General features: G+C 70.8%; 20 protein-coding genes and 1 tRNA gene. 11 read left to right on the forward strand and 10 right to left on the reverse strand.

What is annotated here, in order from left to right; genetic code table 11:
* The first annotated feature begins 124 nt into the window (after positions 1–124).
* The gene (gene solA, locus ACEUEL_RS16495) at positions 125–1,270 is read left to right on the forward strand and encodes an N-methyl-L-tryptophan oxidase (protein WP_405707541.1); all 1,146 of its coding nucleotides are present in this window, start codon (positions 125–127) and stop codon (positions 1,268–1,270) included.
* A gap of 9 nt (positions 1,271–1,279) precedes the next feature.
* Here solA and pheT read toward each other — a convergent pair whose 3' ends face one another.
* From pheT to ACEUEL_RS16525, 6 genes are all read right to left on the reverse strand, one after another.
* On the reverse strand, positions 1,280–3,685 hold the full coding sequence (gene pheT, locus ACEUEL_RS16500) for a phenylalanine--tRNA ligase subunit beta (RefSeq protein WP_405707543.1): 2,406 nt from the start codon (positions 3,683–3,685) through the stop codon (positions 1,280–1,282).
* A gap of 15 nt (positions 3,686–3,700) precedes the next feature.
* Complete coding sequence (locus tag ACEUEL_RS16505) at positions 3,701–4,246, reverse strand: hypothetical protein (RefSeq protein WP_405707544.1); 546 nt, start codon at positions 4,244–4,246, stop codon at positions 3,701–3,703.
* The gene (pheS, locus tag ACEUEL_RS16510; RefSeq protein WP_405707545.1) at positions 4,243–5,343 is read right to left on the reverse strand and encodes a phenylalanine--tRNA ligase subunit alpha; all 1,101 of its coding nucleotides are present in this window, start codon (positions 5,341–5,343) and stop codon (positions 4,243–4,245) included. The genes ACEUEL_RS16505 and pheS overlap by 4 nt, the downstream gene beginning before the upstream one ends.
* 279 nt (positions 5,344–5,622) lie before the next feature.
* Positions 5,623–5,991, reverse strand: coding sequence for a 50S ribosomal protein L20 (rplT, locus tag ACEUEL_RS16515; RefSeq protein WP_405707547.1), 369 nt, complete (start codon positions 5,989–5,991; stop codon positions 5,623–5,625).
* A gap of 31 nt (positions 5,992–6,022) precedes the next feature.
* Positions 6,023–6,223, reverse strand: coding sequence for a 50S ribosomal protein L35 (rpmI, locus tag ACEUEL_RS16520; protein ID WP_405707548.1), 201 nt, complete (start codon positions 6,221–6,223; stop codon positions 6,023–6,025).
* A gap of 195 nt (positions 6,224–6,418) precedes the next feature.
* Positions 6,419–7,321, reverse strand: a complete 903-nt coding sequence (locus ACEUEL_RS16525; RefSeq protein WP_405707549.1) for an SH3 domain-containing protein — start codon at positions 7,319–7,321, stop codon at positions 6,419–6,421.
* A 216-nt stretch (positions 7,322–7,537) separates the two neighbouring features.
* Here ACEUEL_RS16525 and ACEUEL_RS16530 point away from each other — a divergent pair, with 216 nt between their 5' ends.
* A complete protein-coding gene (locus ACEUEL_RS16530; RefSeq protein WP_405707551.1) occupies positions 7,538–8,344 on the forward strand; it encodes an undecaprenyl-diphosphate phosphatase in 807 nt (268 codons plus the stop codon).
* A gap of 77 nt (positions 8,345–8,421) precedes the next feature.
* Here the strand turns inward: ACEUEL_RS16530 and ACEUEL_RS16535 are convergent, their stop codons facing one another.
* A complete protein-coding gene (locus ACEUEL_RS16535; protein WP_405707553.1) occupies positions 8,422–9,429 on the reverse strand; it encodes a complex I NDUFA9 subunit family protein in 1,008 nt (335 codons plus the stop codon).
* 443 nt (positions 9,430–9,872) lie between these two features.
* Here ACEUEL_RS16535 and ACEUEL_RS16540 point away from each other — a divergent pair.
* Positions 9,873–9,957: transfer RNA gene (locus ACEUEL_RS16540), tRNA-Leu, on the forward strand.
* Positions 9,958–10,120: 163 nt separating this feature from the next.
* On the opposite strand, the gene ACEUEL_RS16545 is transcribed toward ACEUEL_RS16540, so the two are convergent.
* A complete protein-coding gene (locus ACEUEL_RS16545) occupies positions 10,121–11,089 on the reverse strand; it encodes an SH3 domain-containing protein (protein WP_405707555.1) in 969 nt (322 codons plus the stop codon).
* 484 nt (positions 11,090–11,573) lie between these two features.
* Between ACEUEL_RS16545 and ACEUEL_RS16550 the strand changes: the two genes are divergently transcribed.
* On the forward strand, positions 11,574–12,203 hold the full coding sequence (locus ACEUEL_RS16550; RefSeq protein WP_405707557.1) for a cytochrome c oxidase assembly protein: 630 nt from the start codon (positions 11,574–11,576) through the stop codon (positions 12,201–12,203).
* Entirely contained in the window at positions 12,200–12,706 is a 507-nt protein-coding gene (locus ACEUEL_RS16555) for a CopD family protein (protein ID WP_405707558.1), read from the forward strand. Before ACEUEL_RS16550 ends, ACEUEL_RS16555 begins: the two co-directional genes overlap by 4 nt.
* Here the strand turns inward: ACEUEL_RS16555 and ACEUEL_RS16560 are convergent.
* Positions 12,667–13,176 (reverse strand): DUF2231 domain-containing protein, encoded by a 510-nt coding sequence (locus ACEUEL_RS16560; protein ID WP_405707559.1) that lies wholly within the window; start codon positions 13,174–13,176, stop codon positions 12,667–12,669. The two genes, ACEUEL_RS16555 and ACEUEL_RS16560, sit on opposite strands and share 40 nt — an antisense overlap.
* A 33-nt stretch (positions 13,177–13,209) precedes the next feature.
* Between ACEUEL_RS16560 and coxB the strand changes: the two genes are divergently transcribed.
* The 5 genes from coxB to mdoH all read left to right on the forward strand — a co-directional run bounded on the left by coxB (position 13,210) and on the right by mdoH (position 20,578).
* On the forward strand, positions 13,210–13,869 hold the full coding sequence (coxB, locus tag ACEUEL_RS16565) for a cytochrome c oxidase subunit II (RefSeq protein ID WP_405707561.1): 660 nt from the start codon (positions 13,210–13,212) through the stop codon (positions 13,867–13,869).
* The gene (gene ctaD / locus ACEUEL_RS16570) at positions 13,866–16,409 is read left to right on the forward strand and encodes a cytochrome c oxidase subunit I (RefSeq protein ID WP_405707562.1); all 2,544 of its coding nucleotides are present in this window, start codon (positions 13,866–13,868) and stop codon (positions 16,407–16,409) included. Before coxB ends, ctaD begins: the two co-directional genes overlap by 4 nt.
* Entirely contained in the window at positions 16,406–16,732 is a 327-nt protein-coding gene (locus ACEUEL_RS16575) for a hypothetical protein (protein WP_405707563.1), read from the forward strand. Before ctaD ends, ACEUEL_RS16575 begins: the two co-directional genes overlap by 4 nt.
* A 130-nt stretch (positions 16,733–16,862) precedes the next feature.
* Positions 16,863–18,386 carry a glucan biosynthesis protein gene (locus ACEUEL_RS16580; RefSeq protein WP_405707565.1) on the forward strand — a complete coding sequence of 508 codons (1,524 nt, stop codon included), beginning with the start codon at positions 16,863–16,865 and terminating at the stop codon, positions 18,384–18,386.
* Complete coding sequence (gene mdoH, locus ACEUEL_RS16585; RefSeq protein WP_405707567.1) at positions 18,374–20,578, forward strand: glucans biosynthesis glucosyltransferase MdoH; 2,205 nt, start codon at positions 18,374–18,376, stop codon at positions 20,576–20,578. Before ACEUEL_RS16580 ends, mdoH begins: the two co-directional genes overlap by 13 nt.
* Positions 20,579–20,608: 30 nt before the next feature.
* Here mdoH and ACEUEL_RS16590 read toward each other — a convergent pair whose 3' ends face one another.
* Positions 20,609–20,911 carry a hypothetical protein gene (locus ACEUEL_RS16590; RefSeq protein ID WP_405707568.1) on the reverse strand — a complete coding sequence of 101 codons (303 nt, stop codon included), beginning with the start codon at positions 20,909–20,911 and terminating at the stop codon, positions 20,609–20,611.
* Between the two features lie 691 nt (positions 20,912–21,602).
* Between ACEUEL_RS16590 and ACEUEL_RS16595 the strand changes: the two genes are divergently transcribed.
* On the forward strand, positions 21,603–22,112 hold the full coding sequence (locus ACEUEL_RS16595) for a hypothetical protein (protein WP_405707570.1): 510 nt from the start codon (positions 21,603–21,605) through the stop codon (positions 22,110–22,112).
* Positions 22,113–22,398: the final 286 nt, after the last annotated feature.

Raw genomic sequence — 22,398 nt, forward strand, 5'->3', positions numbered from 1 at the left:
TATCTATACAAAACCGATGCCATGCGGGCATGGTGGAGCATCTTGATCAGCGCGGGAACGCGCCGCAAGCTCGAAAAAGCCAATACCTCACTTAACGCTGCGTCTCGCGGAGAGCTTAGGCACGATGAGCTACGACGTCGCCGTCATCGGTCTCGGCGCCATGGGCAGCGCGGCGCTGGCGCATCTTTCGGCACGCGGGCGGCGGGTGATCGGACTGGAGGCATATGCGCCAGCCCATGCGCTCGGTTCCTCCCATGGCGACAGCCGGATCATCCGGCTTGGCTATTTCGAGGACCCGAGCTACGTGCCGCTGCTGCGCCGCGCCTACGCGAACTGGCGGGCGCTGGAACGCGACACCGGCGCCGACATCCTCACCATCACCGGGGTGCTCCAGATCGGCCGGCCGGACAGCCCGATCGTGTCCGGCACGCTGGCCTCCTGCCGCGCCTATGATCTCGACCATCGCGTGCTCGATCCCGCCGCCATGGCGCGCGACTATCCCGCCTTCGTGCTCGATTCCGACGAGATCGCCGTGTTCGAGACGCAGGGCGGCTTCATCCGCCCGGAAGCGGCGGTGAGCGCCTGTCTCGACCTCGCGCGACGCCACGGCGCCGAGATCCGCATGCCGGCGCGCATCACCGCGATCGAGCCGGGCGATGGCGGCGTCACCCTCGTGCTCGGCGCGGAGCGCATCCGCGCGCGCGCCGTGGTGGTGGCGACCGGGCCGTGGATCGGCCAACTGGTTCCGGCCCTCGCGCCGCTCGCGACGCCGATCCGCCAGGTCGTCGCCTGGTACCGGCCGACGGACGCCGCCACCACCGCGCTCGGCACCCTGCCGGTGTTCCTGCGCGATGCCGGGCCGGTCGGCTCGTTCTTCGGCTTCCCCGATCTGGGCGAGGGCGTGAAGGTGGGCAAGCACGCCCATTTCCGCGAGCCGATCACCGATCCGGACGCGCCGAACCCGCCGGTGAACGCGGCCGATACCGACCTGCTCGACGATTTCATCGCCCGCCGCCTGCCGCCCGGCGCGGGCGAGCGCCTCGCCACTGCGACCTGCCGCTATACCATGCTGCCGGGCGAGGATTTCCTGCTCGACACGCTGCCGGGCGAGCCGAACGTGATCGTCGCCTCGCCCTGTTCCGGGCACGGCTACAAATTCGCCAGCGTGATCGGCGAAATCCTCGCCGATCTGGCCGAAGGGCAGCGGCCGGCGCTGCCGATCGAGGCCTTCAGCTTCGCGGCGCTGGCGGCGAAAGCCTCGCGCCGCTAGAGCGCGCGCTCAGCCGCGCAGGCTCGCGCCGGTCTTCTTGCCGACATCCGCGACGATGCGCGCCGCGACCGCCTCGATCTCCGCATCGGTCAGCGTCTTCTCGCGCGGCTGCAGCGTCACCGACAGCGCCACCGACTTCTTGTCCGGGTCGATGCCGGCGCCCTCATAGACGTCGAACACGTTGACCGCCGTGATCAGCTTGCGGTCGACACCGGCCGCCGCCTTGACCAGATCGCCGGCGGCGACGTTCCGCCCCACCACGAAGGCGAAGTCCCGCTCCACCGGCTGGAAGGCGGACAGCTCCAGCAGCGGTTTGACCCGCGTCGGCTTGGCCTTGGGCTCGGGCACCCGGTCGAGCATCAGCTCGAAGCCGACCAGCGGCCCCTCGGCGTCGAGCGCCTCCAGCACCGCCGGGTGCAGCTCGCCGAAATGGCCGATGGCGTTGGGGCCGAGCCGGAACGTGCCCGAGCGGCCCGGATGGAACCAGGCCGGCGCGTCGGCGGAAATCTGCAGATTCGCGACCGGCGCCCCGGCCGCGGCCAGCACGGCGAGCGCATCGGCCTTCGCGTCGAACGCATCCACCGCCGCGGCCTTGCCGCTCCAGTGGCGCCCCGCGCCGCCCGGGCGGGCCGAGGCCCGGCGCACGCCCGTCGCCGCCATGAACTGGTCCTGCGGGCGGTCGCCCTTGAACACCTGCCCGACCTCGAACAGCGCACTGTCGGGCAGGCCCCGATCGGCGTTCACCTGCGCGGCGCGGATCAGCCCCGGCAGCAGGCTCGGGCGCATGTCGGAGAGCTCCGCGGCGATCGGGTTGGCGAGCGCCAGCGCGGGCGCGCCGCCGCCGAACAGCTCGGCGAACGCCTTCGGCACGAACGACCAGGTGACGGCCTCGACGAGACCGCGGGCGGCGAGCGCGCGCTTCGCCTTGCGGGTGCGCAGCTGCAGCGTGGTCAGCACCGGCTTGCGGGCGGTCTCGTCGCGCGGGAACGGCGTCGCCGGCACGCGGTCGAGCCCGATGATGCGCACCACCTCCTCGACGAGGTCGGCCTTGCCTTCGATGTCGCCGCGCCAGGAGGGCGGCACCACCTCGACGGTCGAGCCGAAACCGGCGACGCCGAAGCCGAGCGCTTCCAGCACCGCCACCTGCTCCTCGTCGGAGGCGTCGAGCCCCGCCAGCTTGGCGGTGAGCGTCAGCGGGAACTCGATGGAACGGGTCGTGTCCGGGATCGCGCCCGCCAGCGTCACCTCCGACGGCTCGCCGCCGCAGATGTCGAGGATCAGCCGGGTCGCGAGTTCCAGCCCCGGCACGGTGAAGGCCGGGTCGACGCCGCGCTCGAAGCGGAAGCGGGCATCGGAATTGATGCCGAGCTTGCGCCCGGTCTGGGCGATGTTGATCGGCTCCCACAGCGCCGATTCAACCAGCACGTCGGTGGTCGCCTCGTCGCAGCCCGATTCCTCGCCGCCCATGATGCCGGCGAGCGATTCGACGCCGCGATCGTCGGCGATCACGCACATGCTCTCGTCGAGCGTGTAGGTCTTGCCGTCCAGCGCCAGCAGGCTCTCGCCCGGCCGCGCGCGGCGCACGACGAGGTCGCCGGCAACCTTCGTCGCGTCGAACACATGCAGCGGCCGGTTGCGATCGAAGGTGAGAAGGTTGGTGACGTCGACCAGCGCGTTGATGGGGCGCAGGCCGATGGCCCGCAGCTTCGCCTGCAGCCAGTCCGGCGAGGGACCGTTCTTAACGCCGCGGATCAGCCGCAGCGCGAAGGCCGGGCACGGCGCGCCCGCCTCGATCGTCACCTTCACCGGCGAAAAGAAGCTCCCGGCGACCGGGAGCGGATCCGCGGTCTCCAGTGTGCCGACCCCGGCGGCGGCGAGGTCGCGGGCGATGCCGGAAATGCCGAGGCAGTCGGCCCGGTTCGGCGTCACCGCGATCTCGACGACGGGATCGTTCAGCCCGGCCCAGTCGACATAGGTGGCCCCGACGGGGGCGTCGGCCGGCAGGTCGATGATGCCGTCATGATCCTCGGAGAGCTGCAGCTCGGCGGCCGAGCACAGCATGCCCCGGCTCTCGACGCCGCGGATGGTGCCGATGCCGAGCGTGATGTCCTTGCCGGGGATGTAGGTGCCGGGCGGGGAGAACACGCTCTTCATGCCGGTGCGCGCGTTCGGCGCGCCGCACACCACCTGCACCGGCTCGCCCTGCCCGGTATCGACCATGCAGACGCGCAGCTTGTCGGCGTTCGGATGCTGCACGGCGGAGACGACATAGGCGATGGAGAAGCCCTTGAGCTTCGCCGCCTTGTCCTCGACGCCCTCGACCTCGAGCCCGATGCGGTTCAGCGCGTCGAGCACGTCATCGAGCGTATAGTCGCCGGCAAGGTGCTCGCGCAGCCAGGAGAGGGTGAATTTCATCGCTAAGCCCTACCGTTACGCCTGTTTGCGGCTCTGAGCGTCGCTGGCCCATTTGTAGCCCTTTTCGCCCGTGCCATCTCCCGACCAAGCCAGGACAACATCGTCGGCTGCGACCAGGAACTCGATGCCCACATTTCGTTTCTTGACCATATCGCGAACAGTCTTGCGGTAATCGAGGATCTTGCCTTGCCGGTAGGAGGGGGCAGATCGTGAGCTGTGCAGGGCAAGTTTCCCGCCGTGCTCAATGCTCTTGATCACTTCCTCTTCCGACACGATCCACGATCCGGTCCAGAAGAAACCCTCGCCGTCGGAGGTGACACCGCGATCGCCCTCGCACACGAAATGAAATTCCGCGACGAAATCGCGGGCCGGACGCGACCGCGTCACCGCCACCGTCACCGTCACCGACCGCTTGGGTGCGCTGCGTTCAGCGAGAACCTCTTCACACATCGCCGCGAGCTCCGATGCACCGCGCTTCTGGGCATTGGTCAGAAGCTGCCGCAACGGCGGCGTCTCCATCGCTCGAAGTCGGTCGGCCGACCAGTCCGGAGCCTTGGTCACGCGCTCAACCCTCCCGCCAGCGTCGGGAAGTCGAGCGGGCGGAAGCCGTAATGAGAGAGCCAGCGCACATCGGCCTCGAAGAAGGCGCGCAGATCCGGCATGCCGTATTTCAGCATGGCGATGCGGTCGATCCCCATGCCCCAGGCGAAGCCCTGGTAGATCTCGGGATCGATGCCGCAATTGCGCAGCACGTTCGGGTGCACCATGCCGCAGCCGAGGATCTCCAGCCAGTCCGAGCCCTCGCCGAAGCGGATCTCGCCCGGGCGGGAGCGGTCGCACTGGATGTCGACCTCCATCGAGGGCTCGGTGAAGGGGAAGAAGGACGGGCGGAAGCGCATCTTCACGTCGTCCACCTCGAAGAACGCCTTGCAGAATTCCTGCAGGATCCATTTCAGGTGGCCGAGATGCGAGCCCTTGTCGATCACCAGTCCCTCGACCTGGTGGAACATCGGCGTGTGGGTCTGGTCGCTGTCGCAGCGATAGGTGCGCCCCGGGCAGATGACGCGGATGGGCGGCGTCTTGGTCTGCATGGTGCGCACCTGCACCGGCGAGGTGTGGGTGCGCAGCACGAGGCGCGAGCCGTCTTCCCGCGTCGGCAGGAAGAAGGTGTCGTGCATCTCGCGCGCCGGATGGCCGGGCGGGAAGTTGAGCGCGGTGAAATTGTGGAAGTCGTCCTCGATGTCGGGCCCTTCCGCCACCGAGAAGCCCATGTCGGCGAAGATGGCGGTGAGCTCGTCGATCACCTGGCTGATCGGGTGGAGACGGCCGGTCTCGGCCGGCGTCTCGCGCACGGGAAGGCTGACGTCGACACGCTCGGTCTCGAGGCGCTTGGCCAGCGCCTGCGCCTTCAGCTCCGTCCGGCGCGCGGCGAGCGCGGCACCCACCCGGTCGCGCAGGCCGTTGATGGCCGGGCCGGCGCTCCTGCGTTCCTCCGGGCTCATGCCGCCGAGCGACTTGAGTAGCTCGGAGACCGAGCCCTTCTTGCCCAGCGCCGCCACGCGGATGGCCTCCAGCGCGGCTTCGTCGGAGGCGGCGGCGATGCCGGCGTTCAGCTCGCGCTCCAGCGCGTCGAGATCGGGAAGGGCGGCGACGGACATGATCGTTTCTTCTCGGCTGGAGGCAGCGGGCAATGTCGAATTCGTCGTCATCCCCGGGCCTGACCGGAGATCCACGACGGGCGGTCGCGGAAGGCCAAGGCGGGGATGGCCGGCACAAGTCCGGCCATGACGGCGTAGGCAGGCGCGTGGAGCGGCTTATAGCCGGGCGTGCCGGACGCGCAAAGCCGTGACGGCCGCCGGAAAGTCCGCGCCAACGCGAAAAGCCCCAACGCTTGCGCGCGGGGCTCTTCCGTTTCGGTCCCGGCGTAAGCGGGTGGGTCAGGCGGCCTGCTTTTCCAGTGCGGCCTTGGCCTGCTCGACCAGGGCCTTGAAGGCCTCGGGCTCGTGGATGGCGATATCCGAGAGCACCTTGCGGTCGACCTCGATCCCGGCCTTGCCGAGACCGTCGATAAATCGGCCATAGGTGAAGCCGAGCTCGCGGGTCGCCGCGTTGATGCGCTGGATCCACAGGGCGCGGAAATTGCGCTTGCGGTTCTTGCGGTCGCGATAGGCGTACTGCTGCGCCTTCTCGACGGCCTGCTTCGCGACGCGGATGGTATTCTTGCGGCGGCCGAAATAGCCCTTCGCCGCCTTGAGCACTTTCTTGTGCTTGGCGTGGGAAGTGACGCCGCGCTTGACACGTGCCATGGGGGTTTCTCCTGGAACTGGCTAGGGGGCGTCAGCCGTTGGGCAGATAGAACTTGCGGACGTTCTGCGCATCACGCTCGGACATCACCGTCGTGCCGCGCTGGTTCCGGATCTGCTTGGTGGTGCGCTTGATCATGCCGTGGCGCTTGCCCGCCTGGGCCATGATCACCTTGCCGGTGCCGGAGAGCTTGAAGCGCTTCTTCGCTCCGGACTTGGTCTTCATCTTGGGCATTTGGCTCGGTCTCCACGGCCGGCAGCGTTCCCCGAAAGGAAGCATCCGGCCCAATCTAGTGTGAGCGTTGGAACCGCCACGGCAGCCCTTTTAGCCGGGCGGTTCTCGAAGGTCGCACGCCATACAGGACGCGGACGTGAAGCGCAAGGGTCGAGCCCCTCGGTACGGAAACGGCGCCCAGGGGGCGCCGCTCCGTCAATAGCGCGGCGGGCCGCAATTGCCGCCCGGCGGGCAGGGCGGCGGACCGCCGCGCCCACCGCCACCACCGGCCTGCTGCGGCGGCGGGCCGCCCTGGGGCGGACGCCCGCCTCCCGGAGGCCCATAGCCCGGACCACCGGGACCACCCGGAGGCGGCTTGCCCGGACCACCCCAGCCGGGACCGCCGGGACCACCCGGAGGCGGCTTGCCGGGGCCACCCCAGCCGGGACCGCCGGGACCACCCGGAGGCGGCTTGCCCGGTCCACCCCAGCCCGGACCACCGGGACCGCCCGGAGGCGGCTTGCCGGGACCACCCCAGCCGGGACCACCGGGACCGCCCGGAGGGGGCTTGCCGGGACCACCCCAGCCGGGGCCGCCCGGAGGATAGCCACCCGGCGGCCGGCCCGGACCACCCCATCCCGGCCCACCCGGCGGGGGCGGAGGCGGGCGTCCCGGCCCGTAATAGGGCGGACGATTGCCGTAATAGGGAGGGCGATAGCCGGGCGGGCCCCAGCGGTCATAAGGGGCGTACCAGGGCTGCCCGCGGTAATAGCGTCCCCAATAGTCGCCGAAGCTGAAGGCGACGATCGGCACGCCGACATAAGGCGCGTAGTCCGCGAAGGGCACGCGCCGGCCCTGATAGAAATACTCGAGATAGCGGCCGGCGATCCAGCCGCGATAGCCGCGCCAGTCGACGTCGCACCAGCCCCAGCCGTCGAGGCACCCCTCGATCTCCAGCGGCGTGCCGGCCGGCAGCACCGTCACCGCCGGGTAGCCGGTGCCCGGCCCCGCGCGCAGGTTGACATTGGTAGTGACGTAGCCGCCCGCGGCCGCCGCCGTCGCGACCCCGCCGGCAAGCATGGCGAGGGAGGTACAAAATCCCAGGAGGATTTTCTTCATAAAGGTCTCCAAGGCGCCGATGGCGGCGCGACCCGATGCCAACGGCTCCAATGACGGCCCGCTGTTCGGCAAATTCATGACGTAGCGGCGCCCATGGCGGGGCGCGAGCCGAATTCGACGCGCCGCTGCGTCACGTTGCGCACGGACGGCGAAGCGGACAGGATGCGCCGCACCATAAGCCGCCCTTCCTCCCCGCGATTCCCCGGATTCCGTTTCATGACGTTCGGCACCCTGCTCGAAGCCTGCCTGCTCGGCCTCCTCGAGGGGCTGACGGAGTTTCTCCCCGTCTCCTCGACCGGCCATATCCTGCTCGCCGGGCATTTCCTCGGCTTCGAAAGCGAGGGCAAGTCTTTCGAGGTGCTGATCCAGCTCGGCGCCATCCTTGCCATCGTCACGGTCTATTTCCAGCGCTTCCTGCATGTGCTCGTCACGCTGCCGACCGATCCGCGCTCGCGCCGTTTCGCGCTCGGCATCATCATCGCGTTCCTGCCGGCGGCGGTCATCGGCGCCGCGGCGCACGGCTTCATCAAGAGCATCCTGTTCGAATCGCCCGGGCTCATCTGCATCATGCTCATCGCCGGCGGCGTGGTGCTGCTTTGGATCGACACGGTGAAGCTGAAGCCGGTCCACAAGGACGCGATGGAGTTCCCGCCCTCGCTGGCGCTCAAGATCGGCTTCTTCCAGTGCCTCGCCATGATCCCGGGCGTGTCGCGCTCCGGCTCCACCATCGTCGGCGGCATGCTGATGGGCGCCAGCAAGCGGGCGGCGGCGGAGTTCTCCTTCTTCCTCGCATTGCCGACCATGGCCGGCGCCTTCACCTACGACCTCTACAAGAACCGCGACGCCCTCAATTTCGACGACGGCGTCCTCATCGTCGTCGGCTTCGTCTCCGCCTTCATCGCCGCCGTGCTGGTGGTGCGCACGCTGCTCGACTTCGTCTCGCGGCACGGCCTCACGCCGTTCGGCTGGTGGCGCATCGCCGTCGGCGGCATCGGCCTCGTCGCCCTCGCTTTGGTCGGCTGATACGAAAAACCCGGGCAGCGCGCTGCCCGGGCTTCCGGCGGATCGTGATGTTCCCGGGCGCCGCCCGGGGCCCGGCGCTAGACTTCCGCCCGGGTGAACTGACCGGCCTTGCGGTAGCGCCACATATAGCCCGGCAGGACCGCCGCGAGCGCGGTCGGCTGGATGCCCAGCCCTTCGAGCGTGCGCCCCGCGGCGATCGCCGCTTCCGAGACCACATTGTCGTGCGCCAGCAGCTTCACCTGGTCGCGGGTCAGCAGCGGCTTCGGCAGCAGTTCGAGGAACCGCGCCTTGAAATCGGCGAGCGCGAACGGCACCGGCAGCAGCAGCCGCTTGCGCCCGATCTCCTTCAGCAGCAGTTCCATCAGCTCGCGGAAGGTGAACACCTCCGGTCCGCCGAGCTCATAGGTCGCGCCCGGCGTCGCGTGGCCGGCGACGGCATGCGCGACGGCCGCCGCGACGTCGCCGACGAAGACCGGCTGGAACCGCGTCGCGCCGCCGCCGATCAGCGGCAGGAAGGGGGAGAGCCGCGACATGGCCGCGAAACGGTTGAAGAAATCATCCTCCGGCCCCACCACGATGGACGGGCGCATCACCACCGCGCCCGGCACCGCCTCGAACGCGGCGGCCTCGCCCGCCGCCTTGGTGCGGGCATAGGCCGATGCGGACTGAGCATCTGCGCCGATGGCCGAGACGTGAACGAGGCGGGCGCCGACCTCCCTGGCCGCCGCCGCCACCTGGCGGGCGCCGAAATCCTGCACCGCCGCAAAGCTCTGCCGGCCGCTCTCGTGCAGGATGCCGACGAGGTTGATGACCACCTCGGCGCCTTCCGCCGCGCGCAGCACCGACACCGGGTAACGCAGATTGGCCTGCACCATGTTGATCTGGCCGACGCCGCCGAGCGGCTGGAGATGGCCGGCGAGATCGGGACGGCGCACCGCCACACGGATGCGCCAGCCCTGCCGGGCGAGCGCGCGCACGACATGCCGCCCGACGAAGCCCGAACCGCCATAGATGGTCACGAGCCGGTCCATCGGCGCGGCGTGCGGCGACAGCGGGGCTTCGTCCGTCAGCGCAGCATCGACCATTGCAACCCTCCCATGCATCCCGGCGCGATCCGCGAGCCTTACCGCGCCGCACGCGCAGCGTCCAGAGACGGCGCGGCCTCGCCGGTCGCCTGCGACAACCGGGCGCCGCACCTTTGGCAGCACGCGATGTGGCGAGGCGGCTATGCGGCGCGGCGCGGGCGAAGCGCGCAACGCCCTCATGGGCGCCGGCGCGGGGATCGCGGTTCCGCACACGCCCGCAGCCGGCGGGTGGGCCGCCGTGGCCGAGTTTCGGAACATCGCCATATCGAGGTTACGCAGATGCCCGCACCCGGCGAGGTACCCGAAGGGCCGCCCGGACCGGCGGACAGGACCCATCGCGCGCGAGCGGCGCGCTCGAGGCGAGCCACCTGTGCAATAAGCGTCGTTCGGTGCGATTGCCACGTTGACAAGCGATCCACCGCCCGACTATGTGTCGCCCCCGTGCCCAGGTGGCGGAATTGGTAGACGCGCTGGTTTCAGGTACCAGTGGGTAACACCGTGGAGGTTCGAGTCCTCTCCTGGGCACCATCTGGCCTTTTCGTAAGGCCCGCGGTGCGCCGCACATCGTCGGCAATGCCGATCTTATCGACGCTTTCCCGTCTTCTGCTCTCTCCCGGCAACGCGCCGGCGGCCATCGGGCGGATCGCCTTTCAACCGCACGGCGCCTTTCCATCTGGCGTGCGCGTGCCTGTCATCCCCCGATCAGCGCATCCGGGATGACGAAGCTCTCCGAGCCGTCGACCGACACCACGCTGCCATCCCCGTCCCGGCGCACCCGCACCAGCGCGCCGCCACCGGTCGTGACCAGTCCCTGGCTGAAGCGGAGCGTGCGCGTGGCGCCGTCCGGGAAGGTGATGTCGATGCGCGCACGGCCCGGGCCGGCGCGGACGACGCCGAAACGGCAGCTCTGGACATCGGGCTTGCCCGCCACGGTGCAGCGGATGGTGCCCGTGGCGTTGACCGGCGTGCCGCCCGCCGTCGCAGCGGCGGCCGGCGGCGGGTCGGCCTCGCGCAGATAGCGCCCGCTGACCCACCCGATCGAATCGCCGTCGCCGGTCAGCTGGACCCGGCACCAGCGGCCGCCCTCGATCGCGCGGCAGCCGAGGTCGCGCAGCACGGCGCCTTCCGCGAGGGTGAGCTGAATGGCCGCCTGCGGTCCCGGTTCCGCGCGCAGATTGAGTGTGTCGCCGACCGGAAGGCCGGTGATGCGCCAGAAGCCCGACCCGACCCGCGCGCCGCCCTCCGCGCCGGCGGCGGGTGACGCGGGCGCCGCCGCCTCGATCCGGATATCGATGGTGAACGGGGCGCGCTCGTTGCGCCGGGCAGCGGCCCGCACGAGAAAGACGTCGACGCGATAGGTGCCGGCCACCGGCAGCACGCCGGTGAAGTCGGAACCCGACACCGCCCCCCGGAACAGCGCCGCGTCGGCACCAGGCGCCGTGACGTTGAAGGCGGCGCCGGCATGGGCGGAACTCAGCCGCACCGACATCACCTGGCCCGCCCGCGCGCCGAGGCGGTACTGCACCGCGCCGTCGCCCGCGAGCACCCCGCTGTAGGAGGCCGAGGAGGCGCCGGCGGCGAAGCGGACATCGATCGTCTGCGGCACCTGCGCCGGGGCCGGAACGGCCACGACCGTCGCGAACAGGAGGGTGAGGGCCATTCTCGCCAGCCAGTGCCGCATCTGCCACCTCCCCTGAAACCTCGAACCGGCCGGACCCGCGGCCGCGCACGTGCCGGAGCGATCGTAGCGGGCGCATCTCATCTTATCGAATCTCGTGCCGTCGCGGGATTGGGCGGACGTTCCGGGGCCGCCGCCCGCCCGGCCGCCGAGCCGGCCGGGAGCGGCCCGGACCGGCGAGGCGCGATGACGCAACGTCAATTTCGGTGGGAACCCGATCCGGTGCGGGTGGTTACGAAACAGGACGGGTTTCCCGGCACCGGCATCGCGGAGGCGCAATGACCATGCATGTACCAGCCCCGCCCCGGGTACAGGCGGATGGTCCGCCGGGCGCCGCTCGCGCGGGCGCGCCACGCGGGCGGCACGGGAGGGCGGGATAGAACCGATCATCCCCTATTGCGGGCCGGCCCCCGGCCCTCTCACCCTGCTCACGGCGTGGAACCTCGCGCCGCTGCCACTGGCGCTGGTGGCCGCGCCGCTGCTGGCCGCCGGCCTCGTCCGGGGTGTACCGCGCGGGCCGGCCGCCCTCGCCGCCGCGGCGCTGTTCGTCGCCTTCGTCTCCCCGCTCTGCGCCCTGACCGTCGCCCTGTTCGCGGCACGGGGGCTGCATCATCTCGTCCTCGTCCTTGTCGCGGCGCCGGCCCTCGCCCTCGCCTGGCGCTGTTCTGCCCCCGCTGCGGCGACGGGCGGCCTCCTCGGCCTCTCGGTCTTCCTCTGGCTCTGGCATGTGCCGGCGGCCTATGAACTCGCCTGGCGCAGCCCGTCCGCCTACTGGCTGATGCAGGCGGGGCTGCTCGGCTCGGCCTGGGCGTTCTGGTCGGGCGTGTTGGCCGACGGGCGGGACGACGCCCCGATCGCCGCCGCCGGGCTCGTGCTGGCGCTCGCCGGGCAGATGGGCCTGATCGGCGCGATCCTCACCTTCGCCCCGCGCATCCTCTATCCGCAGCATCTCGCGACGACGGAAGCCTTCGGGTTCGGCGCGCTGGCCGACCAGCAGCTGGCCGGCCTCGTCATGTGGGTGCCCGGCATGGTGCCGCTGGCGGTGATCGGCGCGCTGCTGCTGCGGCGCGGCTGGCAGCGGCTGTCGCTGCCATGATCGCGCTGCTCAAGGGGCTCCATATCGGCGCGGTGAGCGTGTGGTGCGCCGGCCTGATGGCACTGCCGGTCATCCTGCAGGTCTATGGCCGCCGGGCCGAAGTCCGCACCCAGGCGGGCTTTTCCGAGTTCCGGCTGCTCGTCCACGGCGCCTATACCCGCATCGTCACCCCCGCCGCGGTCCTCGCCATCGCCGCGGGAACCGGGCTGATCTTCGCCGCCGGCCTCACCGACGACTGGCTGATGGCCAAGCTCGGGCTGGTCGCGGCCATGGTGCTGGCGCATGCCTGGCTCGGCCATCTCACCGTGCAGGCCTCGGAAGGGCGCGGCTCCTACCAGATGCCCTCGCCGCTGCTGGCGCTTCCCGTCGCGCTGCTCTGCATGGGCGGGGTGCTCTATCTCGTTCTCGCCAAGCCGGAACTGCGCCCGCTGATCGAGGCGCTGCCGCTGGAACTGCGCGTCCCTCACGGCCGGGCGCTGCCCTCCGACCTGGTGCCGATTTGATAGTCGAAGACGAGCTTCCCCCCGTGCCAGCCGGTCACCGCGGTCATGCCCGCCACCAGCAGCGACAGGGCGAGCCCGACCGGCAGCACCGCCCCGTCGGGATCGCCGATGCGGATGATCCAGTTCGCGCCGAGGAGGGAGAGCAGCATCACGGCGAGGATGAAATGCGTCCAGCTCGCCGAGCGGTTGCGGATGCCGCGCACCAGGAGAAGCTCGGCCGTGCCGGTGATCCCGGCCAGCACGCCCATGGCGAAGGCGCCGAACACGGCGTAGCCCGCGGCCTGCGACCAGAACGGGCTGCCGGTCCACAGATAGAGCAGGTCGGCGCCCAGCGTGCAGAACGCCAGCGCGATCGGGAAGGCGACCAGCATGGCGTGCAGCGGATGGCCGGCGATGGCCACCTTCGATTCGGTGTCCTCCAGCGCGCGCCGTTCCTCCAGCGGGTCGAACAGATCGGGTCGGGTCGCCATGGTCGTCGCCTTTCCGCCGGGCCGGGCACAGGGGTGAAATGCGCCGCGCTGCTCGCGGTTCCCCTGCTGCTGGCGGGATGCCGGGGGCCGCTCTCGGCGCTCGCCCCGGCGGGGCCGGTGGCGCAGGACGTCGCGATGCTCTGGTGGGCGCTGCTCGCCGGCGCGACGCTGCTGACGCTGCTCGTGCTGACGCTGGTCGCCCTCGGCTTCCGCCGCCCGCGCGCGATTTCCGAGCGGCGCTGGGTCGTCGGGCTGGGTGTCTGGTTCTCGCTCGCCATCCTCACGGCGACGCTGGCCGGCGCGCTCTGGGTGGGGGAGCGGATCCTGCCGTACGGCGCGGCGACGGAGGTGCGCGCCCATGCCCGGCAATGGTCGTGGACCTTCACCCATCCGGGCGCGGACGGTCCCGTCGAGACGCGGGAGGTACTGCACATCCCCGCCGGCCGGCCGGTGGACGTGCTGATCACCTCGACCGACGTGATCCATTCCTTCTGGGTGCCCCGGCTCGGCGGCAAGCTCGACGCCATTCCCGGCCGGGAGAACCGCCTGCGCCTCGAAGCCTCCCGCCCGGGCACCTATGAGGGGCTCTGCGCCGAATTCTGCGGGCTCGAGCACGCCGCCATGCGCTTCGTCGTGATCGCGCACGAGGCCGCCGACTGGCCGCCCGCAGCCGCGCAGGAGGCGCCCCGATGAACCCGGACAGCACCGCGCCCGCCGCCGTCGAGCCCGCCCGCAACCCGCCGCGGCGCGCGCTCGCGCTGCACGAGGAGCTGGAGCCGGTCTGGGCCAACGGCCCGGGGCTGTGGGGCCAGGTCACCAGCCTGAGCCATTCCACGCTCGGCCTGCGCTTCATGGCCACGGCCTTCGTCTTCTTCGGCATCGGCGGGCTGCTCGCCATGCTGATCCGCGCCCAGCTCGCGACGCCGAAGGGTGCCTTCCTCGATACCGAGCGCTACAACCAGATCTTCACGATGCACGGCAGCATCATGATGTTCCTGTTCGCCATCCCCATGCTCGAGGGGCTGGCGATGTACCTGCTGCCGAAGATGCTCGGCACCCGCGACCTCGCCTTTCCCCGCCTCTCCGCGCTCGGCTACTGGTGCTACCTGCTGGGCGGCACCATCCTCGTCATGGCGCTGCTGGCCGGCGTCGCGCCGGGCGAGGGGTGGTTCATGTACACCCCGCTCTCCGGGCGCGCCTATTCGCCGGGCGTGAACGCCGATGTCTGGCTGCTCGGCGTCACCTTCGTCGAGATATCCGCGCTGTCGGCGGCGATCGAGCTGATGGTATCGATCCTGCGCCTGCGCGCCCCGGGCATGAAGCTCACGCAGATGCCGCTCTTCGCCTGGTACATGCTGGGCACGGCGGCGATGATGCTGGCGGGCTTTCCCCCGCTGATCCTCGGCTCCGTGCTGCTGGAGATCGAGCGCGCCTTCGGCTGGCCGTTCTTCGATCCCGAGCGCGGCGGCGACCCGCTGCTGTGGCAGCACCTGTTCTGGCTGTTCGGCCACCCGGAGGTCTACATCATCTTCCTGCCGGCGGCGGGCGTGCTGTCGACCGTGATTCCGGTGCTGTCACGCACCCCCATCGTCGGCTACGGCGCCATCGTCGCCGCCATCCTCGGCATGGTGTTCCTCAGCTTCGGGCTGTGGGTGCACCACATGTTCGCCGTCGGCATTCCCCATCTGGCGCTGGCGTTCTTCTCGGCCGCCTCGATGCTGGTGGCGGTGCCGACCGCGGTGCAGATCTTCGCCTGGATCGGCACGCTCTGGCGCGGGCGCCCCGAGCTGAAGCTGCCCATGCTCTACATCCTCGGCTTCTTCCTCACCTTCGTGATGGGCGGGCTCACCGGCGTGATGCTGGCGGTGGTGCCGTTCAACTGGCAGGCGCACGACACCGCCTTCGTCACCGCGCATCTGCACTACGTGCTGATCGGCGGCTTCGTCTTCCCCATGCTGGCGGGAATCGTCTGGTGGATGCCGATGATGAGCGGGCGGCACCGCATCCGCGGGCTGGGCGAGATCGCGTTCGGAACCATCCTGGTCGGCTTCCACGGCACCTTCTTCCTCATGCACCTCACCGGCCTGATGGGCATGCCGCGCCGCATCCCGACCTATCCCGACAACCCGGAATGGGTGTGGCTGAACCTCTCCTCCTCCTTCTTCGGCTTCGTGATGACGATCGGCATCGCCCTGTTCCTGATCGACATCCTGCTGCAGGCGGGCCTCGGCAAGCGCAGCCCGCGCAACCCGTGGGACGCGCCGACGCTCGACTGGGCGATGGCGCTGCCGCCGCCCAACTACAATTTCGCCTCGCTGCCCGGGCCGGACCTTCAGGCCGCGGGCGCCGTACAGGCCATGCTGCCGCTGGCGCGCGGCGAGGGCTTCCTGCCCGGCGCCCCGCGCGGCCGCCGCGAGATACTCGTGACCTCGGTCGGCGAGGCGCGCCCCGAGCACGTGGCGATCCTGCCGTTCAATACGGCGCTGCCCTTCGTGCTGGCGCTGGCCATCGGCGCCTTCGTGCTGCTGATGCTGGCGGGGCTGTACCGGGTGGCGCCGCTGGGGCTGGTGCCCGTCATCGCCATTGTCTGGATCTGGGCGCGCCGCACCCTCCCGACCGGCGACGCCGCCCCGATCGAGATCGCGCCCGGGACCGGCCTTCCGGTGCACCATCGCTGCGCGGAGACGCTGACGCGCAACGGCATGCGCTGCCTGCTTTTTGCCGACGGCACCTTCTTCGCCGCGCTGCTGTTCGGGCTGGCGTTCCTGTCCCTCGTCTCGCCCGGCCCGCCAATGCCGGCGTGGAATCCGGACGCCACGGCGGTACTGGCGGGAACCGCCGCGCTGCTCCTGCTCCTCGCGGCGGCGTCCGTGGCGGGCGGGCAGGCGCTCGCGCGGATCGAGGCGGGCGCGGAAGGCAGCGGCCGTCTCGGCCTGGCGCTGGGCGCCAATCTCGGCGCTCTCCTCGCCCTGTCGTGGCTCGCCTTGACCCAGCTTCCCGATCCGACCCGCCACGCCGGCGACGCGGTCCGCGCCGCCATCCTCGCCTATGCCGGGCTGCACATCGCCCTCGCCGCGCTGTTCGCCGCCTTCGCGCTCGATCAGGCGCGGCGGGGGGAACTGGCGCCAGGGCAGACCGGCGCGCTGCGCAACGCCCGGCTGTGGCAGACCTATACCCTCGCCGTGACGGCACTGGGCGCGGCCGCGCTGTGGGCGCAGGAGGCGGGCGGATGAACGGCGATCGCGGCCTCCGTTGGCTCGGCTGGCTCATCGCCGGCCCCACCGTCTGGGCGCTGGCCTTCGCGGCGGCCTATGGCCTGCACGGTCTCGGCTGCGAGCTCGGCTGGCCCTCCCGCATGCTGGGGCCGGTGAGCCTGCAGCGGGCCGCGATCGCGCTGGTCGGGCTCGCCGGCGTGCTCACCTGCCTCGCCCTGCTCGCGGGCCTCCGAAGCCGTCCCGGTGCCGGTGCGCAGCTGCCGCGGCTCGGCCTCTGGATCGGCCTCATCGCGACGCTGTTCACGCTGGCACCGGCGCTGGTCGCCACCACCTGTGGTTGAACGCGCACCCGCACCCGGGCGGCGAGGCGATACGCCACACTGTGCGGCGCACAAGGAACGGAACCCCCGGCCCCTCCGGCACTTGTCCCGAGGGCGGGGTGCGCCGCCCCGAACAGGCGGGATCGGATAGATGCATCGACGACAGCTGCTGCTGGGGCTCGGGCTGCTGGCGGTCGCTCAGATCCCCTTGCAGGGACTTGGCGAACGCGAAGCCGAGGCGCAGGAGCCCGCGGAAGCTTTCGACGCCCAGAGCGTGCGGCAGATGGCGCGCGAGCTCGCCGCGCGTCCCTACAAGGCGGCGGATCGCGGCCTGCCGTCCGAGATCGACAAGCTGAGCTATGACGACTACCGCAACATCCGCTTCAACGCCGAGCACGCGCTCTGGCGGCGCGACGGCAGCAGCTTCCAGGCGCAGCTGCTGCACCGCGGCTTCCTGTTCCGCGAGCAGGTCGACATCCACCTCGTCACCGAGGGCCGGGCGCGCAAGCTCGCCTATGACCCCGCCGCCTTCCGCTTCGACCACGGCCTCGCGCGCCCGCACAACGCCGCCGATCTCGGCTTCTCCGGCTTCCGCCTGCACGGCCCGATCAACCGCCCCGACTATTTCGATGAGATCGCCGTGTTCCAGGGCGCGAGCTATTTCCGGGCGGTCGGCCGCGGGCAGGGCTACGGCTCCTCGGCGCGCGGCCTGTCGATCAAGACCGGCGACCCAGGCGGCGAGGAGTTCCCCGCCTTTCGTGCCTTCTGGCTGGAAGAGCCGCGCGCGGGGGTCGACGCGGTGGTGGTCCACGCCCTGCTCGACAGCCCCAGCGCGACCGCCGCGCACCGCTTCACCATCCGGCCGGGCGACGAGACGCTGATGTCGGTGGAGATGACGGTCTATCCGCGCGTCGACATCGACCAGGTCGGCATCGGCTCGCTCACCAGCATGTTCCTGTTCGGGCCCAACGACCGCGACGGCATCGACGATTTCCGGCCCATGGTCGCCGACGCCAACGGCCTGTCCATCGTCACCGGCGCCGGCGCACGGCTGTGGCGCCCGCTCGCCAATCCCCGGCGGCTGCAGATCTCGGCCTTCGCCGTCTCCGACCTGCGCGGCTTCGGGCTGATGCAGCGCCAGCGCTCCTTCTTCGACTACCAGGATCTCGAGGCGCGCTACGAGCGCCGGCCGAGCGTCTGGGTCGAGCCGATCGGCGACTGGGGCGACGGCTCGGTCGTGCTGGTGGAAATTCCGACCCGCGAGGAGGTGCACGACAACATCGTCGCCTTCTGGCGCCCGCGCGAACCGCTGCGCAAGGGGCGCGAATACAGCACCACCTACCGCCTGCACTGGGGCTGGAACGGGCCGGACACGGCGCGCCTCGCCCGCTTCGGCGCCACGCGCGTCGGCGGCACGCCCGAGCGGCGCATGTTCGTGCTCGATGTCGCCGGCGACAGCGTGAAGGACCTCCCGCCGGACGGGCTCGCCGCGCGGGTCAGCGCCGCGCCCGGGGCCGTGCGCGACATCGTCCTGCAGCCCAATCCCGAGATCGGCGGCTGGCGCATCGCCTTCACGCTGGAACCGGGGGGAGCCGAGAGCGTCGAGCTCCGGGCCGACCTCATGCGCGGCGAGGAGCGCCTCGCCGAGACCTGGGTCTACCGATGGACGGCGTGAGGCGCGGCGATGCCGCGACCCCGCCCCCGCCGATCGGGTGCGCGCTGCCGCCGGAAGCCCCGCTCGCCATGCCGGTCCAGCCTTTCGCGCAAGCGCCGCGGCGCGCGCATCCCCCGCGCCGCTCCTGGTCGCTCGGCCTGCGCCGGACATGCGTGATCGGCGGCACGCTGCTGCTGACCGCCCTCGCCGCCCGCGAGATGTACCGCGTGCTCGATGTCGGCGGCCTGACCCTGCTCGAATATGCCGTGCTCGGGCTGTTCGTCCTGCTGTTCGCCTGGATCGGCTTTTCCTTCACCAGCGCGGTGAGCGGCCTGCCCACGCTGCTGCGCCCCCCGCACGGGAGGCTCGGCATCGAGCCGGACGGCCCGCTGCCCGCGCTCGCCCGGCGGGCGGCCATCCTGCTGCCGGTCTACAACGAGGACCCCGCGCGCGTCCTCGCCGGGCTCGAGGCCACCTGCGAATCGCTGGGGCGGACCGGCGCGCTGGCCAGCTTCGACGTCTTCGTGCTGAGCGACACCACCGATCCGGGTATCTGGATCGCGGAAGAGGCCGGTTTCCTCGACCTGCGCGCGCGCATCGGCGGCGAGGCGCATCTGTTCTACCGGCGGCGCCCGCGCAACACCGGCCGCAAGGCCGGCAACATCGCCGACTGGGTCATCCGTTTCGGCGGTGCCTATGAGAGCTTCCTCATCCTCGACGCCGACAGCGTCATGACCGGGGCGTGCATCCTGCGCCTCGCCGCCGCGGTCGAGGCCGATCCGCGCATCGGGCTCGTTCAGACCCTGCCGGTCATCGTCGGCGGGCGCACCCTGTTCGCACGGCTGCAGCAATTCGCCGGCCGGCTCTACGGCCCCCTTATCGCCCATGGCCTCGCCAGCTGGCACGGGCCGGAGAGCAATTACTGGGGCCACAACGCGATGATCCGCACCCGCGCCTTCGCCGAGGCCGCCGGACTGCCGGAGCTGCCCGGTCCGCGCCCCTTCGGCGGCCATATCCTCAGCCATGACTTCGTCGAGGCGGCGCTGCTGCGCCGGCGGGGCTGGGAGGTTCATCTCGTGCCGTGGCTGGAGGGCTCCTACGAGGAGGGCCCGCCCACCCTCACCGATCTCGCCATCCGCGACCGGCGCTGGTGCCAGGGCAATCTCCAGCACATCGCCGTGCTGCCGGCCCGCGGGCTGCACCCGATCAGCCGGCTGCACCTGCTCACCGGCATCGGCTCCTACATCACCGCGCCGCTGTGGCTGGCCATGCTGCTCGGCGGCCTTGCCACCGCGCTTCAGGCCCGCTTCGTGCCGCCCGACTATTTTCCCTCCGGCCTCGCGCTGTTCCCCACCTGGCCGGCGCAGGACCCGGTCCGCGCCACCTGGGTGTTCGCCGCCACCATGGCCGTGCTGCTCGCGCCCAAGCTCCTCGCTCTGCTCGCGCTCATGGCCTCGAAGCGGGGGCGGCGCGGCTTCGGCGGTGCCGCCCGCGCCACGCTCGGCGTGGTGGCGGAGACGCTCCTCACCGGCCTGCTGGCGCCGGTGACCATGCTGACCCAGTCGGCGGCGGTGGTCGGCATCCTCGCCGGACGCGACGGCGGCTGGCAGCCCCAGCGCCGCGACGACGGCCGCCTCGGCCGCGGCGCCATCCTGCGCTATTTCCTGCCGCACACGCTGGCCGGGCTGGCGCTGGGCGCCGCGGCGCTGAGCATCTCCCTGCCGCTGTTCCTGTGGATGACCCCGGTGGTGCTCGGCCTCACGCTCGCCGTGCCGCTGGTGATGTGGACCGGCGCGGCACGGCCGCGGACCGGCTGGCTGTTCCGCACCCCGGAGGAGCAGGCCCCGCCCCGCGTCCTCGAGCGGGCACGGGAACGGCGGCGGACGGCGGCGCAGAGGCCGGCAGTTCCAGCGGAAGCGGTGAGGCGCCTCGCCGGCTGCCCCGAATTGCTCGCCTTCCATCGGGCGCAGCTGCCGCGGGGCGGCGAGCGCGCGCGCGGGGATCACGCCCCCGAGCGGCTGGTCGCCCGCGCCAAGATCGAAGACGCGCCGGATCTGGCGACCGCCCTCGGCCTGCTGTCCCAGCGCGAAAAGGCCGCCGCGCTCGGGGATCGTCAGGCGCTCGACGCCCTCCTGGCGCTTGCCACGCAGGCCGCCCCGTCCGCCGCGCCGGATGCCGCGCACCCGGTTACGCGGGTCGCGGCATCGACCTGAGCTGAGCGGGGAACGGCTTCCCGTGGCGGTCTATCGGGCGGAGGCGGCGCCGCTGCCGGCGTGCCGCTCCCGGCTGCGGAAGCCCGGCAGCACCCGCAGCGCGAAGGCCGTGAGTTCGTCATGGCTGCGGTAGCCCAGCATCGCGCCTTCCAGAACGGCGGTGGCCAGCAGCGACCGCAGGCCGTCATTGAGCGGCATCTGCTCGCCGGCGCGGCGGCACGCTTCGTCCAGCACCTGTTCCAGAAGCGTCACCTCTTCCGGCGAATAGGCCGCATCGGCGAGGGGACTGTCGAGGATGGGCAGTTCGATGGCGTGGGGGCGTTGAAGGGTCATGGCGCCTGCTCCCGGTTCGGGTTAGCGAAAGCGCGCCGGAGGATCTCTCGGCTATCTCCCAGTCACCGGCATGCGATGTTCGTCTCCGATGATGGGGGGAGGATAACCCGGCGGCCCGGGGATGTCCTTATCATTTGACGTAGTGGTATTCGGACCGCCCCGCGCCGATCGGCGCGACTTTAGAGGTCGAGAGCCGGCAAAGGAGCTCTCGCTTTACAAGCCGACTCCCTTCCATGACTCCCATAAACCATTGCCATAGCGCCATATTTTTTGCGTCATCGTCGACACGCGGCGACTGCGGCGGCGCGCGGTTCCGGGCGGGCGAGCCGCGCGTCGGGACCATGACCGGTCGCGGGAACGTGAGGGAAGCGGGTCCGTGCCGCGCCGGTGCATCGCCCGCCCCAGCGCCCGCGGTGCTTCTCCAGCCGGCGGCGGCACTGACCGAGTACCTCGCTCTTCCGGCGCGGGTTCCGGGCGCTGGGTGTGGCCGAGCTGAGCGGCGGCAAGCGCCCCGCCCGGCGTCGCGCCGGACGCGAGCAGGCGGCTGGTCGGGCAAGCCCCCCTGCCCCGCCGATCTTGCCTCCGTCTCGCCATGTCGGCCCACACCGGTCAGCCTGTCTGGACGGCGTCCGGATCGAATGGGATGATCGGCGGGGTGGCGTCTGCCCTCCCACGACAAGGCACAGCCCCAATGACAGCGTCGACGAGCGTTACCGCCCGAAAGAAGAAGCGCCATAAATTCGTGCGGGGCGACCTGTTCGCGATCCCCATCAACCCCGACACCTGCCGCCACACGCAGGGTAGCGCCACCCTGATAGGGCAGGTGCTCGACGATCGTATTTACACCTTCGGCAGCATGCTGTGCGCCTTCTTCGACATCGACAGCGACAACTATGAGGCCCTGCTGCCGGACCTCAAATCGCGCCTGATCGCGATACAATATGTCACGTGCGGTTCATTGAAATCGAACGACTGGGGATTTCTCGTTCATTGCGAGCCGATCTACGTCAGCGACGACGATGTCCGCAATCTCGAGGCCGATCAGGAGAAGGGATTCAGCGCCATCGGAGATGGCGTCGTTCTGATGTTGCTCGGCGCCTGGCGCGGCCACGTTCCGTGGAATCTGCCCAAGGATCCGACCTTCTTCGACCGGATGCTGGCCACGGGTAAAACACGCCCGGCTGCGGCGTATTTCAACTAGCGGCCGGCATCGGCCCGGATCGGGAGCGCCGGCGTGCGCCATTGTCAGCCATGCGTCGGCAACGCCGTCGGTTCGCGATGCTTCCCATCCTCACGCAGATTATTTGCCGGCTATTCGACACGATGAGCACGCTGCCGCTGGCGACGGAGCGGCCCCGCGACACCGGCTCGCCCGCGCGTGCAGAAACGCCGCCCGGAGCGGTTGGCTCGGGGCGGCGTTTCGGGTTGGCGTTGTGAAGAGGCGTTTGTTCGATGTCCTTGGCAGGCCTGGCAGCGACCTACTCTCC

Origin of the sequence: Ancylobacter terrae (assembly GCF_045108345.1) — a bacterium.
Taxonomy (GTDB): Bacteria; Pseudomonadota; Alphaproteobacteria; order Rhizobiales; family Xanthobacteraceae; genus Ancylobacter.